This is a genomic window from Streptomyces scabiei 87.22 (genome assembly GCF_000091305.1).
In the GTDB taxonomy this organism is placed as follows: domain Bacteria; phylum Actinomycetota; class Actinomycetes; order Streptomycetales; family Streptomycetaceae; genus Streptomyces; species Streptomyces scabiei.
Genome location: NC_013929.1, coordinates 3,795,289 through 3,810,231, shown reverse-complemented (window position 1 = coordinate 3,810,231; position 14,943 = coordinate 3,795,289). Strand labels below are relative to the sequence as shown.

The 14,943-nt window shown below is 70.6% G+C and carries 14 protein-coding genes and 1 pseudogene; 5 read left to right on the top strand and 10 right to left on the bottom strand.

Features of this window, described 5'->3' with window-relative positions; genetic code table 11:
• Positions 1–24 precede the first annotated feature (24 nt).
• Genes SCAB_RS15990 through SCAB_RS15975 form a run of 4 tightly spaced genes read left to right on the top strand, consistent with a single transcriptional unit; the run spans position 25 to position 2,091 of the window.
• On the top strand, positions 25–237 hold the full coding sequence (locus SCAB_RS15990) for a hypothetical protein (RefSeq protein ID WP_013001124.1): 213 nt from the start codon (positions 25–27) through the stop codon (positions 235–237).
• The gene (locus SCAB_RS15985; RefSeq protein WP_374194943.1) at positions 234–851 is read left to right on the top strand and encodes a pilus assembly protein TadG-related protein; all 618 of its coding nucleotides are present in this window, start codon (positions 234–236) and stop codon (positions 849–851) included. The genes SCAB_RS15990 and SCAB_RS15985 overlap by 4 nt, the downstream gene beginning before the upstream one ends.
• Positions 852–866: 15 nt before the next feature.
• Entirely contained in the window at positions 867–1,469 is a 603-nt protein-coding gene (locus SCAB_RS15980; protein ID WP_013001122.1) for a hypothetical protein, read from the top strand.
• 1 nt (position 1,470) lies between these two features.
• Positions 1,471–2,091 carry an OmpA family protein gene (locus tag SCAB_RS15975; protein ID WP_013001121.1) on the top strand — a complete coding sequence of 207 codons (621 nt, stop codon included), beginning with the start codon at positions 1,471–1,473 and terminating at the stop codon, positions 2,089–2,091.
• Positions 2,092–2,103: 12 nt separating this feature from the next.
• Here SCAB_RS15975 and SCAB_RS15970 read toward each other — a convergent pair whose 3' ends face one another.
• From SCAB_RS15970 to SCAB_RS15950, 5 genes are all read right to left on the bottom strand, one after another.
• Positions 2,104–3,252 carry an ankyrin repeat domain-containing protein gene (locus SCAB_RS15970; RefSeq protein ID WP_013001120.1) on the bottom strand — a complete coding sequence of 383 codons (1,149 nt, stop codon included), beginning with the start codon at positions 3,250–3,252 and terminating at the stop codon, positions 2,104–2,106.
• Positions 3,242–4,642 carry an AI-2E family transporter gene (locus tag SCAB_RS15965; protein ID WP_086022948.1) on the bottom strand — a complete coding sequence of 467 codons (1,401 nt, stop codon included), beginning with the start codon at positions 4,640–4,642 and terminating at the stop codon, positions 3,242–3,244. The genes SCAB_RS15970 and SCAB_RS15965 overlap by 11 nt, the downstream gene beginning before the upstream one ends.
• A 164-nt stretch (positions 4,643–4,806) precedes the next feature.
• Positions 4,807–5,532: an aggregation-promoting factor C-terminal-like domain-containing protein gene (locus SCAB_RS15960; protein WP_173402882.1), complete on the bottom strand. Its 726-nt coding sequence runs from the start codon at positions 5,530–5,532 to the stop codon at positions 4,807–4,809.
• A 436-nt stretch (positions 5,533–5,968) separates the two neighbouring features.
• Positions 5,969–7,294 (bottom strand): PhoH family protein, encoded by a 1,326-nt coding sequence (locus SCAB_RS15955; protein WP_037727319.1) that lies wholly within the window; start codon positions 7,292–7,294, stop codon positions 5,969–5,971.
• Positions 7,295–7,620: 326 nt separating this feature from the next.
• The gene (locus SCAB_RS15950) at positions 7,621–8,394 is read right to left on the bottom strand and encodes an isoprenyl transferase (protein ID WP_013001116.1); all 774 of its coding nucleotides are present in this window, start codon (positions 8,392–8,394) and stop codon (positions 7,621–7,623) included.
• Positions 8,395–9,212: 818 nt separating this feature from the next.
• Here SCAB_RS15950 and SCAB_RS15945 point away from each other — a divergent pair.
• Positions 9,213–9,485, top strand: a pseudogene (locus tag SCAB_RS15945) (DNA glycosylase AlkZ-like family protein); the annotation flags it as partial.
• A 9-nt stretch (positions 9,486–9,494) separates the two neighbouring features.
• On the opposite strand, the gene SCAB_RS15940 reads toward SCAB_RS15945, so the two are convergent.
• The 5 genes from SCAB_RS15940 to SCAB_RS15920 all read right to left on the bottom strand — a co-directional run bounded on the left by SCAB_RS15940 (position 9,495) and on the right by SCAB_RS15920 (position 14,654).
• Positions 9,495–10,280, bottom strand: coding sequence for a class I SAM-dependent methyltransferase (locus SCAB_RS15940; RefSeq protein WP_013001114.1), 786 nt, complete (start codon positions 10,278–10,280; stop codon positions 9,495–9,497).
• A gap of 196 nt (positions 10,281–10,476) precedes the next feature.
• Positions 10,477–11,010: a carboxymuconolactone decarboxylase family protein gene (locus SCAB_RS15935; protein ID WP_013001113.1), complete on the bottom strand. Its 534-nt coding sequence runs from the start codon at positions 11,008–11,010 to the stop codon at positions 10,477–10,479.
• A gap of 79 nt (positions 11,011–11,089) precedes the next feature.
• Positions 11,090–13,447 carry an ABC transporter permease gene (locus tag SCAB_RS15930; protein WP_041669247.1) on the bottom strand — a complete coding sequence of 786 codons (2,358 nt, stop codon included), beginning with the start codon at positions 13,445–13,447 and terminating at the stop codon, positions 11,090–11,092.
• Positions 13,444–14,130 carry an ABC transporter ATP-binding protein gene (locus tag SCAB_RS15925; protein ID WP_013001111.1) on the bottom strand — a complete coding sequence of 229 codons (687 nt, stop codon included), beginning with the start codon at positions 14,128–14,130 and terminating at the stop codon, positions 13,444–13,446. The genes SCAB_RS15930 and SCAB_RS15925 overlap by 4 nt, the downstream gene beginning before the upstream one ends.
• Positions 14,127–14,654, bottom strand: a complete 528-nt coding sequence (locus tag SCAB_RS15920) for a PadR family transcriptional regulator (protein ID WP_037727675.1) — start codon at positions 14,652–14,654, stop codon at positions 14,127–14,129. The genes SCAB_RS15925 and SCAB_RS15920 overlap by 4 nt, the downstream gene beginning before the upstream one ends.
• Positions 14,655–14,943 lie beyond the last annotated feature (289 nt).

Genomic DNA, 14,943 nt, shown 5'->3' with positions numbered 1-14,943 from the left:
GCATCGCGCGGGAAGGCAACCGCCATGAAGGTGAAGCACCGTTTCGAGTCCTGGAGGACCACCGTCGTCTCCCGCATGCGGGGGAAGGAGCGGGACGCGGGCGCGGGGTTCGTGGAGTACGCGGGCATCATGATCATCGTCGCGGGGATCTTCGTGATGATCGACGGGCTGGGGTTGGACGGGTTGATCTCGGGTGCGATCTTCGATGCCGTGAACAGTGTCATCGGTGGCGGCTGACAGTTCCACGACTGCACGGTGACCGAGGATCCACCCTTCCCCTCTACATCTGGCTGACGACGATCCTGCTCTTCGCGGCGTTGGCCTTCTTCGCGTTCGCTCAAGGGGCATCGGCTCGTAGCGGTGCCCAGTCCGCAGCGGACGCCGCCGCGTTGGCGGCTGCTCAACAAGCCCGTGACGAACTGTTGCTGGATCTTGAGGACGCTATCGGCGCGGGCAGTGCCGACTGGCTGGACTTCCTCGACCTGGCCGGTGCTGGGCTTCCGCTGGAAGGGGCAGACGCTGCCGCTGCGGATCTGGCAGCCCAGAACGACTCGACCCTCGAAGGCGGGGCCCAGCTCACCGAGGTGGAGGGTGCTCCGGGTTTCCAGGTCGACGTCGTGACGAACTACACCGTGGGCGATTCGATCATTCCCGGCACCGAGAGCATGACGGCAAAGGCTCAAGCGATCGCCGTCATCCAGCCGCGCTGCGACTTCGCTCTCGACGCGGATCCCAAGAAGCCTGTCTCCCTCGACTGCGACGGCGTGCCCGTGGACATCGACCCCGGAAACTTCGATCCGGACAACCTTCCCGACGCGTCCGTGATGTTCTCTGTGTATCTGGCCAAGTGAGAGGAAGCTGTACCGATGAACCCTCGGCACACCATGAAGGGCCGCAGGACAGTGACCGCGGTGGCGATCGCGGCTGGGCTGCTCCTCACGGTTGCCGGCTGCGGCGGAGGAGGGGACGACACTTCGGGGAAGAAGGAGTCGTCCTCGACTCCGTCCAACACGTCCGATGACTCAAAGGGGAAGGGCGACCAGGCAGAGACCGAGACGCCCGCCAGCAAGTCGGTCCTGGCCGAGGTCAAGGGCGACAATCTGACGCTCAAGGTCACCTCTGCCGTTCGCGACGGCGGAGGCTTCGTGACCGTCGAGGGCACGGTGACCAACAACGGCAGCAGGTCGTGGGTCGCGGCGGACTGGCGGGGCGACGAGCGCGAACTGGCCGGCAACGGCGGTTCGATCGCGGGCGCGAGTCTCGTTGATCAGGAAGGCAAGAAGAAGTACCTCATCCTGCGCGACACTCAAGGAAAGTGCCTGTGCACCAGGTTCACCGGTGCCCTGGTGCAAGGAGCGAGTGCCGACTGGTTCGCCCAGTTCCCCGCCCCCCCGGAAGCCACCACCTCCGTGGACTTCCAGGTCGGTTCCATGCCCCCCGCCACGATCGAACTCTCCGAGGGCGAGTGACGTGACGATGACCGCCCCCACCCCCCGCACCACCGTGCTGGCCGGAGCCGTGGCCGTGCTGGCCGCCCTCACCCTCGCCGCGCCCGCGCACGCCGCGGACGACCCGAGCGAACCCCCGGGCACCGTCACCACCTCCCCGCCCCCGGAGGTCGACGCCAACAGCCCGGCCCTGAAGCTAGCCCAGGGGGCCACGCTCGCGCCCGCGAAGGTCCTGGACATCAAGTCGGTCGTGGAGGACCTGGGCGGCGAGGAGCGCCGGGAGGACACCAACGAGAACGTGACGTTCGCGCTCCAGGCGGAGGTCCTCTTCCCGAAGAACAGCGCGAAGCTCAACCCCCAGGCCCGCTCCCGCATCCAGACGATCGCGGAGGAGATCAAGAAGCAGGACGCGGTCAAGGTCCGCGTCTTCGGCTTCACGGACAACCTCGGCTCGTACGCCCACGGCCTGACCCTCTCCAAGAAGCGCGCGGAGGCCGTGCACGACCTCCTCGCCACCGACCTGGACGGCAACGTCACCTTCGAGGTGCGGGGCTACAGCGAGGACTACCCCATCGCCGACAACGCCACGGAAGAGGGCCGCAAGAAGAACCGCCGGGTCGAGGTCTCCTTCCCCCGCACGTGACCTCTCGCCCCGTCACTCGTCCGGCAGCGAGTCCCGCACATCCCAGAGGTGCTCCCGCGGCCACCGCTCGACGACTCGGCACGCGGGCGCGTAGTGCCGGGTCTCACCCGCGTCGAGCCAGCGCCGTACGAGAATCTGCTCGGCGCGGAAGGGCAGCGGGCGTCCGGTCCCGAGACTCCCCAGCGCGCAGGCCGCGTCGTGGACGACGGACGGGTCCGGGTCGTACAGGGCGCGACGCAGCGCGGTGTGGACGGCCGTGTGGACGGAGGGCGGCCGGCCGACGAGTGCGGACAGGTGGGCGACGGCGTGGCCGCGTACCTCGGCGGACGGATCGCGGGCCAGGGTGAGCAGTGCCTGGAGGGCCGCACGGTCCTTCGGCTCCGTCGTGGCCTCGACCGTGAAGGCGACCGCCGCGCGGACGTCCGCGTGCGGATGACGGGCGTGCCGCAGGATCGCACGGGCGTCGTCGGCGAACCCGGACTGCGATGCCAGGCCCCGGATGAGGAGGCCCAGAACGGCCGGGTGCTCCTCCACGGCCAGCCGTGCCCGCAGCAGCTCCGTCGCCTGACGCCTGCGGTGCGCGCCGTTGCGCAGGGAGGCGTTGTAGAGACAGAAGAAGCCCATCAGCTGCGCCGCGAAGTAGCGCTCGGGGGCCCGGGGGCTGTTCAGCGCCGCTTCGGCACCCACCACGGTCTCGTCGTCCGCCCAGGTGTCCAGGGCCCAGCCCATCCGCATCCAGATGTCGTGCTCGGGGTCCCCGAAGCGGACCGCGCGCTCCATCGTCGTCGCGAAGCCGGCCCGCTTGCCGAAGTACTTCTCCAGATCCGTGACGATCACCGGATACCCGGGTACGTCCGGATGCCGGGCGGCGCCCTCCTCCGCGAAGTCCAGCGCGCTGCGGCCCTGTTCGTCGCGGAGGGCCACGTAGGCCCCGTTCTCCCGCAGCGCGTCCGCCGCCCGGTACGCGCCCGCCCCCGCCGCCAGCATCAACGCGGTCAGCCCGCCGGGCGACCGCCCGTTGACATCGGCTCCCTCGTCGAGCAGGGCTCTGACCGTCTCCTCGTCGTCGTCCCGCGCGGCCCGTCCCAGTGGCTCCAGGTCCGGCCCCCTCGTCGCCGCCGGCCTGCCGGTCGCCGACCGACAGGAACCCTCAGCCCTCACCCCCGGTCCTCTCCGCGTACGCCCGCAACGACCCCACCACCGTGTTGGTGACCGCGACCAGCGGCACGGCCACCACCGCGCCGCCGATGCCCGCGATCATGCCCCCGGCGGCGACCGCCAGCACGACGGCCAGCGGGTGCACCCGTACGGCCCGGCCGAGGATGAACGGCTGCAGGATGTGCCCCTCGATCTGCTGGACGGCGAGCACGACGACCAGGGTCATCACGGCCGTGAAGACGCCCTGCGTCACCAGTGCCACCACCACCGCCAGCGCACCCGAGACGACGGCACCCACCAGCGGGATGAAGGCGAACAGGAAGATGAAGACGGCCAGCGGGACCGCCATCGGCACGTCGAGGAAGTAGATCCCCAGGCCGATGAAGATCGCGTCGATCAGTGCCACGATCACCGTGCCGCGCACGTACGCCGTCAGCGTCCGCCAGGCGCGCGGACCCGCGTCGGCGACACCCGGCCGGGCCGCCGACGGCACCAGCTTCAGCATCCACTGCCAGATCCTCTTGCCGTCGTAGAGGAGGAAGAGCGTGGAGAACATCGTCAGCAGGATGCCGGTGAGGGCCTCGACGAGGACGGTCACGCCCTCCAGGCCCGCCGAGGTGATGGTGTCCGTGTTGTCGCTGATGGCCTCGCGGAGGTTCTTGGCGATGTCGTTGATCTGGTTCTCGGTGACGTGGAACGGGCTGTCGAGCAGCCAGCGTTGCAGCTCGTCGATGCCGTCCTGGACCTGGTTGGAGAGGTCGTCGACGTTCTCCATGACCTGCCAGGTGACGAACCAGCCGATCAGCCCCATGACGACGAAGCCGAGGACGGCGGTCAGGGCCGTGGCGAGTCCGCGCGGTACTCCGTGCCGGGTCAGCCGTGCCACGGTCGGCTGGAGCAGGGCGGTGACGAGCAGCGCGGTGGTGAAGGACAGCACCAGCAGCTGTACGGAGCTGATGATCCGCATCAGCACCCAGACGGTGCCCGCGAGGACGAGCAGCCGCCAGCCGGCCTCGGCCGCCACCCGCATGCCCCAGGGCACCGCGGAGGCGGGATCGGGCCGACGGTGGAGGACCGGGGTGGCCGTCCCGGAGTCCTCCGCGGTCCGGGCATCGGCAGGGGGCGTGGGGACACCGGACGCGGACCCGGCGTCGGACGCGGGCTCGGCATCGGAGGCGGACCTGGCATCGGAGGCGGGTCCCGCACCGGAGCCGAGGCCGCCGTCACCGCCGCCGTCCGCCCCGCTGTCGCGTCGCCGCCCGGCCCGGGCGCCGGGGCCGCCGTCCGGGCCCTCCGTCTCCGACTCGATCTCCGCCCGGCGCCGTTCCAGCCGGTCGGCCCATCCGCTCAACCCGGTTCCGACTCTGCCGAGCCACCCGGGCACCCGCGACATCATCCGCCCTCTTCCCCCGTCATCCTTGCTGGTCATCACTCCTCCCGGAGGCCGCGATCCCGCCCGGCGATTCGACCGTACATGGCCGAAGCCCTCCACCAAAGGACGGTGGAGGGCTTCGGAACGTTGAGCGGCGGGCCATCGGCCCTCGGCGGCCTACGGGCCTAGTACCAGTTGTTGGCCTGCCAAAACGTCCAGGCTTCACACGGGCTGCCGTAGCGCGATTCCATGTAGTTCAGGCCCCACTTGATCTGCGTGGCCGGGTTCGTCTGCCAGTCGGAGCCGGCGGACGACATCTTGGAGCCGGGCAGCGCCTGGAAGAGACCGTAGGCGCCCGAGGACGGGTTGACGGCCTTGTAGTTCCAGGTGGACTCGTGGTTCACGATGTTGCTGAAGCACGTCCACTGGTCGCTGGCCACGACGGCCTTCGCCATCGCCTGGATCTCGGCGACGCTGTACGAGCTCTGCGTGGGGATGTCACCGAGCGAACCGGCAGCAGCGGACTTGGCCTTGACGTCGGCCGCCGCCGCTTCCTTCGCCTTGCGCTCCTGCTCGGCCTTCTCCGCCGCCTTCTGCTTGTCGATCGCGTCCTGGGCCGCCTGCTTACGGGCGGACTCCTCGGCGTCCTTGCGGGCGCTCGCGTCGGCGGCGATGGCCTGGGCGTCGGCCTGAGCAGTCAGGGACGCGGTCTGCACCTGGGCCTGCTGACCCACGGGGATGTCGGCGAGCAACGTGGTGTCGTTCGCGACCGCCTCGGCGTCGTCAGTGGTCGTCTGGGCGGTGCTGCCCGAGGCGACTCCGACGACACTGCCGACTGCGGTGACCGCGGTGGCCGAGGCCACTGCGAATCCCCGGACCGAAATCCGGCTCACACGGTTTCCTTCCAGCATCGCCCGCCTCGGTGACCCTGGCGGACGCAATCGTGCCCCTGACGCTGGCCTCCAACTGCGGGGTCACGGAGGCGCGGGCCCGGTGGGCAACTCCTTTGCGGGAGCGCCGCGTGGTGCTCGGGCGGCATACAACGAAGGCTATGGAGTTGACCTGGTGCTGCTGTGGTGCCGTACCGCTGGGGGTACAGATGCGTCGTATGCGGGGCCTGACAGAAATGAGACTCTGCCGTAACCAGACGCCGGGAGGCAATTCAGTGGTGAGTGTGAAAGCTCACACCTCGTTTGACGCCGGAGATTCACGGAAAGCCGCACGCGCCAAGGCGCCGCCCGGCTAGGCTCATCGCCTTTGCCGGACGGCGCCCATGGGATCCAAGGGATCGGTGGCGGTACCGAGTTGGCCGTACCGGACGATATCTGTCGATACCGGCCGGGTCCGTCAGATCTGCCCGTCCTCCAGCATTTCGGTCACAAGGGCCGCGATCTGGGACCGTTCGGACCTCGTCAACGTGACGTGCGCGAAGAGCGGGTGACCCTTCAGCTTCTCGACCACGGCGACGACACCGTCGTAACGGCCGACGCGCAGGTTGTCGCGCTGGGCCACGTCATGGGTCAGGACGACACGGGAGTTCGCCCCGATCCGGGACAGAACGGTCAGCAGGACGTTCCGCTCCAGCGACTGCGCCTCGTCCACGATCACGAACGCGTCGTGCAGCGAACGGCCGCGGATGTGCGTGAGCGGCAGGACCTCCAGCATCCCGCGTGCGGTGACCTCCTCGATGACCTCGCGGCTGGTGACCGCGGACAGCGTGTCGAAGACCGCCTGCGCCCAGGGGCTCATCTTCTCGGACTCGGAGCCGGGCAGATAGCCGAGCTCCTGCCCGCCCACCGCGTACAGCGGCCGGAAGACCATCACCTTCTGGTGCTGGCGCCGTTCGAGCACGGCCTCCAGGCCCGCGCACAGCGCGAGCGCGGACTTGCCGGTGCCGGCCCGGCCGCCCATCGACAGGATGCCCACGTCCGGGTCGAGCAGCAGATCCAGCGCGATGCGCTGCTCCGCGCTGCGGCCCTTGATGCCGAACGCCTCCCGGTCGCCCCGCACGAGCCGGATGTTGCCGTCGGGCGTCACCCGGCCCAGGGCCTTGCCGCGTTCCGACTGGATCGTCAGACCGGTGTGCACGGGCAGGGTGCTCGCTTCGGGAACGTGGATCGAGCCTTCCTCGAAGAGGATGTCGACCTGTTCGCCGGCCAGGGTCAGCTCGGACATCCCGGTCCACCCGGAGGCGTCCGTGATGGCGAGCTCCGCGCGGTACTCCTCGGCGAGGAGCCCCACGGACGACGCCTTGATCCTGAGCGGCAGGTCTTTCGACACCACGGTGACGTCGAAGCCCTCGGCCTGCAGATTGCGGGCCACCGCGAGGATGCGGGAGTCGTTGTCCCCCAGGCGGTAGCCGCTCGGCAGCACGCTGGGATCCGAGTGGTTGAGCTCGACCCTCACGGTCCCGCCGAGCTCCCCGATCGGGATGGGGGCGTCGAGGCGGCCGTGCCGGACCCGGAACTCGTCGAGCAGGCGCAGGGCCTGCCGGGCGAAGTAGCCGAGTTCGGGGTGGTGCCTCTTGGCCTCCAGCTCCGTCACCACGACGATCGGCAGCACGACTTCGTGCTCGTCGAAGCGGCTCAGGGCGTTCGGGTCGGCCAGCAGGACGCTGGTGTCGAGGACGTAGGTGCGCCGGTCTGGCATACGGCGCTTTGTGCTGGTCACCACGGAAGGACGTACCCCCTCGGATGAGGTCGGGGAGCGACGGGTTCGAACTGGGCCGGTCGACGGCGCCGTTGCACGGGCCGGAAACCGGCCCTCCGCTGCTTCGTCCGTGCTGTGACCGCACGATCGGGCTGGTGCAAAGGGCCTCCCGGGCGGACGGCCCCGAGCCGCCCGCTGAGATCCGACACCCGTGGTTCGGGTGTCGACCTGACTGGCTTATGCCCTCGAAAACGCGCCGCCATGCCATGCGGTACGACGGCGTCCCGGTGAACTCCTCGTTACTTCTGCCCCGAGGGCGCTCGCGCGCACCTCACCCGTGATGCGGAGTTTCAGCCTCCGAAGCGGCGGCCGCGCACCGCGTAGTCGCGCAGGGCCCGCAGGAAGTCCACCTTCCGGAAGGCCGGCCAGAAGACGTCGCAGAAGTAGTACTCCGAGTGCGCTGTCTGCCAGAGCATGAATCCGGACAGCCGCTGCTCGCCGCTCGTACGGATCACCAGATCCGGGTCGGGCTGGTCGACGGTGTAGAGGTGCCTGCCGATCATGTCGATGTCGACGGACTCGGCCAGCTCCTCCATCGAGGTGCCCTTGTCGTGCGCCTCCAGGAGCATCGAGCGCACCGCGTCGGCGATCTCCTGGCGGCCGCCGTAGCCGATGGCGACGTTGACCAGTATCCCGTCGATGTCCGAGGTGGACTCCTCGGCCTCCTTGAGCGCCCGCTGCATGCCGGGGGACAGCAGGTCCAGCGCCCCCACGTGGTGCACGCGCCAGCGGCCGTCGGCGGCGAGGGAGCGGACGGTGTCCTCGATGATGCCGAGGAGCGGGACGAGCTCTTCCTTGGGCCGGTTGAAGTTGTCGGTGGACAGCAGCCACAGGGTGACGACCTTGACGTCCGTCTCGGTGCACCAGCCGAGGAACTCCTCGATCTTGTGGGCGCCGGCCTGGTGGCCCTGCATCGTGGTGGAGCCCGCGGCCTTCGCCCAGCGCCGGCTGCCGTCCACGATCACGCCGATGTGCTCGGGCACCTGGGCGTGGTCGAGGTGGCCCTCGACCCTGCGTGCGTAGACCTTGACCAACAGGCCGCGCAGTGTGTCGCGCAGGTTCACGTGTTCCAGCCCCTCCGGTGCGGTGACGGTCCCCTTGGAGAGCCGAAGCCTACCGGTGCCGGAGCCCTTGGGAGGCCCGGGGTTGGGGGACTTGGGGGCCCTGTCGGGGGGAGTACCGCGGCCCGGCCTGCGGCTGCGTCCCTCGGGCGGGAGGTCGTGCGTGCAGAAAAAACGGGCCGGTCCGTGGGGGGGAGACGGACCGGCCCGAGGGGGGGTTTCCACCATAACCCTTCGTGAGTGATGCTGCGTGCATCGGCGTGCCACAACTACTCTCCGGAGCCGGACGACAGCGCGACGGTGAATGCGGAATCGTTCATTCAGGGTCAGATCCAGGGGCGATCATGGCTGAATTCCGGCGGATTCGAAGGGTGAAAGGCGGTTTCCCGCAGGGAATGTGGGGTTTGCGCGACGTTGTGCGACTTCCGGGGAGATCCGGCGCGGCGTCCCCGTACGGGTGAAGCGCGGGCGGAACGCGCGCTTGACGGCGAGGGCGGGGCGCACGGCTTCGCGCAGCCCCCTCCACTGCGCGACGCCGTACCGCGCAGCTTTGCTCACGCGAATTCCCTTGGTCTGAACCTACGTGAGAGGGGTCGGAGAAGCCAAGCCGCAGGCGATAACGATGTGGACACCCCCCTATAGGTCAGGATCCGACCTCGATCGAACCTAACGTCGCTCCCATGACGGCGATGACGGCGACGAGCGCGAGGGGTGTGCACGCCATGACGGCCACGGGGAAGGGACGGACCACGAGGAGCGGGCGGACCCCGCAGGCCGGGCCGGCCGTGCCGGTCACCTGGGAGCAGGCGAGCGCACGGCGGACGGAGCGGCTGTTCCCCGGGGCGGCGTACGAACGGGCCCTCGCGCGCGGGCAGGCGGGCAATCACCCGCTGCTGCTGGTGGACGGCGTGGTCGCGGGCGTCTGGCACCAGCGGCGGCAGGGGCGGCGCACGACGGTCACGGTGGAACCGCTCGGCCGGCTGGACGCGGAGCAGGAGCGGGAGCTGGGGGAGTGGGTCGAGCGGGTGGGTGAAGTGCTGCAGGCGCGGCCCGAGTTGGCGATCGGGAAGGTCACGGTCGGACCGCACGCCTGAGACCGCCCGTCATCCGGCCGGCTTGCGGGCCTCGAAGAGGTGGCGGGCGCTGTGCGCGACGAACGGGCCCTCCCGCCGGATCCGCTCGTGCAGGGAACGCAGCTGAGGGAGGTACGCCTCGACGGTGAAACCGGGCACCATCCAGACGACCTTCTTCAGGAAGTGCACGACCGCGCCGATGTCGTGGAACTCCATCCGGAGCCGTTCGGCCCGCAGGTCCACGATCTCCAGCCCGGCCGCCTCGGCGTCGGCGCGCTCGTCGTCCGGGTGGCGGCCGCGGCGGGTCTCCTCCGGCAGCGGCCCGGTGAAGTGCTCGACCAGCTCGAAGACGCTGGCCGGCCCCACGTGCTGGGCGAAGTACGTACCGCCGGGGGCGAGCACCCGGGTGATCTCCGACCAGTGCACGCGTACCGGATGCCTGCTGGTGACCAGGTCGAACGCCCCGTCCGCGAACGGCAGCGGCGCGTCCTGCGGCACGGCCACCACCACCGCGCCCCGCGGGTGCAGCAGCGCGGTGGCCCTGGCGACGTTCGGCAGCCACCCCTCGGTGGCCACGGTCACCGCCGGGAGCCGGGGAGCGGAGGCGAGCACCTCGCCACCCCCGGTGTCGATGTCCAGGGCCGCCGAAGCCCGATCCAGCCGCTCGCCCATCGCCCGCGCATACCCCCACGACGGCCGGGCCTCCGTGGCCCGCCCCTCGAACCAGGAGAAGTCCCACCCGTCGGTGGGCACGGCATCGGCTTCGGCGACGAGATCGTCGAAGGAGAGGGAGGAGTGGGGGGAGAGGGAGGCCATGGGGACGGATCCTGCCAAGCAGGGGAACCGGGTCGCGAGTGGTTTTCCCGGAGGGCCGAAGGCCCCTCAGGGGCGCGGGGAACTGCGCGACCGGCCACATCCGGCCGGCAGCCGCCCCACCACCTCACCCCCCGAGCTCTCAGGCGCTCCCCGACCCGACTCGACCCGACCCGACCCGGCCCCACCTCACCCGCGCTCACTCGGAGAGCACGGCCTCCGTCTCCAGCGTGACCCCGACCGCCTGGATCACCGACGCGATCCGGAACGCCTCCTGCACGGTCTCCCGCCCGACCCCCGCCCTGCGCAGCGCCTGCTCGTGCGAGTCCAGACACGCCCCGCACGCGTTGATCGCGGACACGGCGAGCGCCCACAACTCGTAGTCGACCCTGTCCACCCCCGGATCGCCGAGCACCTTCATCCGCAGCCCGGTCCGCAGCTCGCCGTACGCGTGGTCGGACAGCAGGTGCCGGGTACGGAAGAAGACGTTGCTCAACGCCATCGCCGCGGCCGCCGACTTCGCCGCCGTGTACGCCTCGGGCGACAGCCGGGCCCTGGCCTCCGGCGCCAGCTCGCGCAGCACCGGGGCCGAGCGCGAGGCGATCGCCGAGGCCAGCACCGTCCCCCACACCTGCTGCTCCGACAGCCCGGAGTCACCGAGGACGGCGTCCAGGTTCCGTCGCAGATCCCCGGCGTAGTCGGGGATCGCGGACCTCAGCGTGTCGAGCGGCATGGCGTCCTCACTCCGGGCGGGCGGCAGACGGGGGCGGGGGTCCAGTGTGGCGGGGCCGCCGGTCGGGCGCGGCACCGGCCTACTCCGTACGCAGGCCCTCCGGCCGCATGAGCCGCAGCAGCGGCGGCATGCTCAGCGCCGTGACCAGCAGGACGACGCCCGCGCCGATGCCCGCCATCGACAGCACGCCCGGCCAGTCGACGGCGACCCCGAAGCCCGTCATCTTCAGCAGTACCGCTCCCAGGGCCAGCCCGACCGACGAGGCCAGGACGAGGCCCAGCGTGATCGGGATCGCCGTCTGCCACAGTACGGACAGACCGAGCGTGCGGCGCCGGGTGCCGAAGGCGACCAGGGCCGACAGCAGCTTCCGGCGTTCGCGCAGCTGCTCCAGCTGGGAGACCAGGAGGCTCGCGCCGATCAGGACGAGCACGGCGGACGCGCCGACCAGCAGTCCGGTGCGGATGTCCGTGAACTGGTCCAGCCGGCGGGTCGACTCCCACTCCCAGGTCCGGATCAGCGGATCGACGGCGACGGCGGCGTTGCGCACCTCGTCGAGCGCGTTCGGGACCGCGGGATCGGTGCGGACGTAGACGGTGCTGGAGAGTTCGTCCCCGGTCTTCGCGGGCAGGGCGCCCGGGGTGGCCAACAGCCCTTCCCCGCCCATCCGCAACGGGTCGGTCCGCTGCGACACCTGCTTCACCTCGCCCGGCAGCTTCCAGGCGGTCTCGGCCCCCTGCTCGTCCCCGCTGAAGGACGGGTCGAAGTACAGCGTGTTCCCGGGGGCGCCCAGCTCGGCCGGATCAGCCTGCCGGATGCGCTCGGGGGTCTTCAGCAGGAAGACGTCACCGTCCCGGCACGAGGGGAGGGTGGCCAGTTCGCGCAGCGCGGCGCAGTCGCCGACGGTCACCCCCACCCATGCCTGGGGGTCCTTGGCGGTGGGGGAGACCTCCGCGGTGGAGAGCACGGCGATGGCCCGGGCCCCCTTGGCCCGCTTCAGCTCCTTGGCGGCGACGCCCACCGGCAGGTCGTCCGGCAGCGTCAGCTCCATCTGGGTACGGGTGACGTCCAGGCCGGTCGACTCGGTGTACCTGCCCTCGGCGCCGGCGAACAGCATCTGCAGGGCGATCGCGCCGGCCACCGCCACGGCGATGCCGTTGACCATGCGGGCCGCCGCGCCGCTGCTCAGCTGGAGCCTGCGGACCGCCAGCTGCCAGGACAGGCCGCCGGAGCCGAGCCGGGCGACGAACGCCTCGACCACCCACGGCAGCAGCGCGGTGACGCCGAACAGCAGCAGCACGATCCCGCCCGTCACCATGTACTCGTTGAACTCCCCGCCCTGCGCGCCCTGGCCGATCATCGGGTAGAGCAGGGCGAGACCGCCGAGCGGCGGCAGCAGCCGCCACCAGAGCCTGCGGCGCGCGGGCCTGGCCGTGCGGACCACGCCGAGCGGTTCGATGACGACGCCGCGCAGCGCGAACAGGGTGACGAGGACGGCGGCGGCGGGCACCGCGAGCGCCACCAGCAGGGCGAGCCCGGGCGAGGGGTTCAGGTAGCTCGGGAAGACACTGACGTCGAACACCTCGACGGAGCCGACGGCCTCCCGGCCGAGCAGGAAGAAGCAGGTGCCGAGGACCAGCCCCAGCATGGCGCCCGCGAGCGCCTCGCCGGCCGCGATCCTGCGGGTCATCCGCCCGTCCGAGCCGACCAGCCGCAGTGCCGCGAGCCTGCGGTCGCGCCGCTCGCCGCCGAACCGTACGGCCGTGGCGATGAAGACGGCGACCGGCATCAGCAGCACCACGAAGGCGACCAGGGTGAGCAGCAGCAGGATCGGGTCCATCTCCTCCTGCGGCTGGTCGGTCGTGCCGAAGCGGTCGATGCGTGCCACCACGGAGCCGTCGAGCCGTTTCGCGAGTCCTTCGGCTCCGGCGTAGTAGGCGAGTTCACTCGGGCCGATCAGCCCGGTCTCGCCGATGGTGCCCGCCGTCTGGTAGGGCAGCCGGTCGCGCAGGAGTTCCCCGGCGTCCGAGTTCAGCAGGTCCGCGAGGGCGGGGGAGACGACCATCTCGCCCGGCGCGGGGAACGACGTGAGCCCCGGCGGCGGCGGCGCGTCCGCGCCCTCCTGTTCGAGGAGCCGTCCCCTGATCTCCTGGTGCTGGAACTCGGTGTCGGTGTCGGCGACGATCAGGCTCCGGTCGGTCGGCTCGGAGCGGGTGTTGTTCTCCAGGTAGCCGATGCCCCGGTCCTGCCGGGCGTCCTCGTGGGCTCCCCGGCTGTCCAGGACGTTCGGTATCGCCGTGGTGAGCAGCAGCAGCGCCACCCCGAGGCCGACACCCACCGCGGTGAGCAGGGCCCGGATCCAGCCCTCACGGCCCCCGGTGAAGGTGAACCGGACCCCCATCGCCAGGTCCCGGTACCACTGGCGCACGGCGATGCTCATACGACGCGCTCCATGTCCCGGGACTTCCCGTCCCGTACGACGATCTCCCGGTCCGAGTACGCGGCGACCCGCGCCTCGTGGGTGACGAGGACGACGGCGGCGTTGGTGGACCGGGCGGCCTCGGTGAGCAGTTCCATCACGCGCTCGCCGTTGAGCGAGTCGAGCGCGCCGGTGGGCTCGTCCGCGAACAGCACCCGGGGGCCCGTGACCAGGGCCCGCGCCACGGCGACCCGCTGGCCCTGGCCCCCGGAGACCTCGCCGGGACGCTTGCGGGCGAGGTCGTCGACCTCCAGGCGCTCCATCCAGCCGAGGGCGGTCCGCTCGGACTGCTTGCGGGAGCCGCCGTTCAGCCGCAGCGGCAGCGCCACGTTCTCCACGCACGTCAGCTCCGGCACGAGCTGGCCGAACTGGAAGACGAACCCGAACTCGCTGCGCCGCAGCGCGCTGCGCTCGCTGTCGTTCATGGTGGCCATCTCGCGGCCGTTGTACGTGATCGAGCCCGAGTCGGGCGGCACGATCCCGGCGAGGCAGTGCAGCAGCGTCGACTTGCCGGAACCGGAGGGGCCCATCACCGCGACGACCTCGCCGGGGTGGATGGAGAACGCGGCGCCGTCCAGGGCGTTGGTCGGCCCGTACGCCTTGCGCACGCCGGTCGCGACGAGCAGGGAGCCGGCGGGGGTCATCGGCGGACCACCGCCTCGGCCAGTCTGCCCAGTCGGGCGGCGGTCAGCTCCAGCCATCGCAGGTCGGCCTCCAGATGGAACAGGGCGTGGTCGCAGATCAGCTGATCGGCCAGGTCGCCCTTGCGCTTGCGGTCGGTGAGGATGCGCATCATGCGCAGGTGCTCGGAACGCTGGGTGTCGAGGATGTCGGCCGCGTCGCGGTCGGTGAGCAGAGCGAGGACGACCTTCGTGTAGAGGGTCGACTGCAGATACGGCTCGGGCTTCTCGGGGGTCGCGAGCCACCGCTGGACATCCGTGATGCCGGCCTGGGTGATGGCGTACCGCTTGCGTTCGGGGCCGTCGCCGGGCTCGATGCCGTCGACCTCGACGAGGCCGTTCTTCAGCAGGCGCGACATCGTCGAGTAGACCTGGCCGTAGTGCAGCGGCCGGTCGTGACCGAACTTCTCGTCGAAGGCCCGCTTCAGGTCGTAACCGTGTCGGGGCCCGGACTCCAGGAGTCCCAGGAGAGTGTGACCGATGGACATGAGCACGACTGTACACAGTGGGTATACACCACACGTATACCTGCCGTGTATAGATGACGCAGAGCGCCGAGGGGGCGCAGGTCAGAGCCGATTGTCACGGTTCTGTCACCGAGGGCGTCCTCAAACCCGTGAGCCTGGTGGGGCAACCATCCGGCCCGTTGACACGTCCGTTCCGGTGGGATGACGTCTGCGACACGCGTGCCCGCGTGCGCATTGTCACGCCGTCACAGAGCGGACCGACTCCCTCTTGCCACAGTCCTCGGTGTTAGCTTGCTGAGCTGACAACACC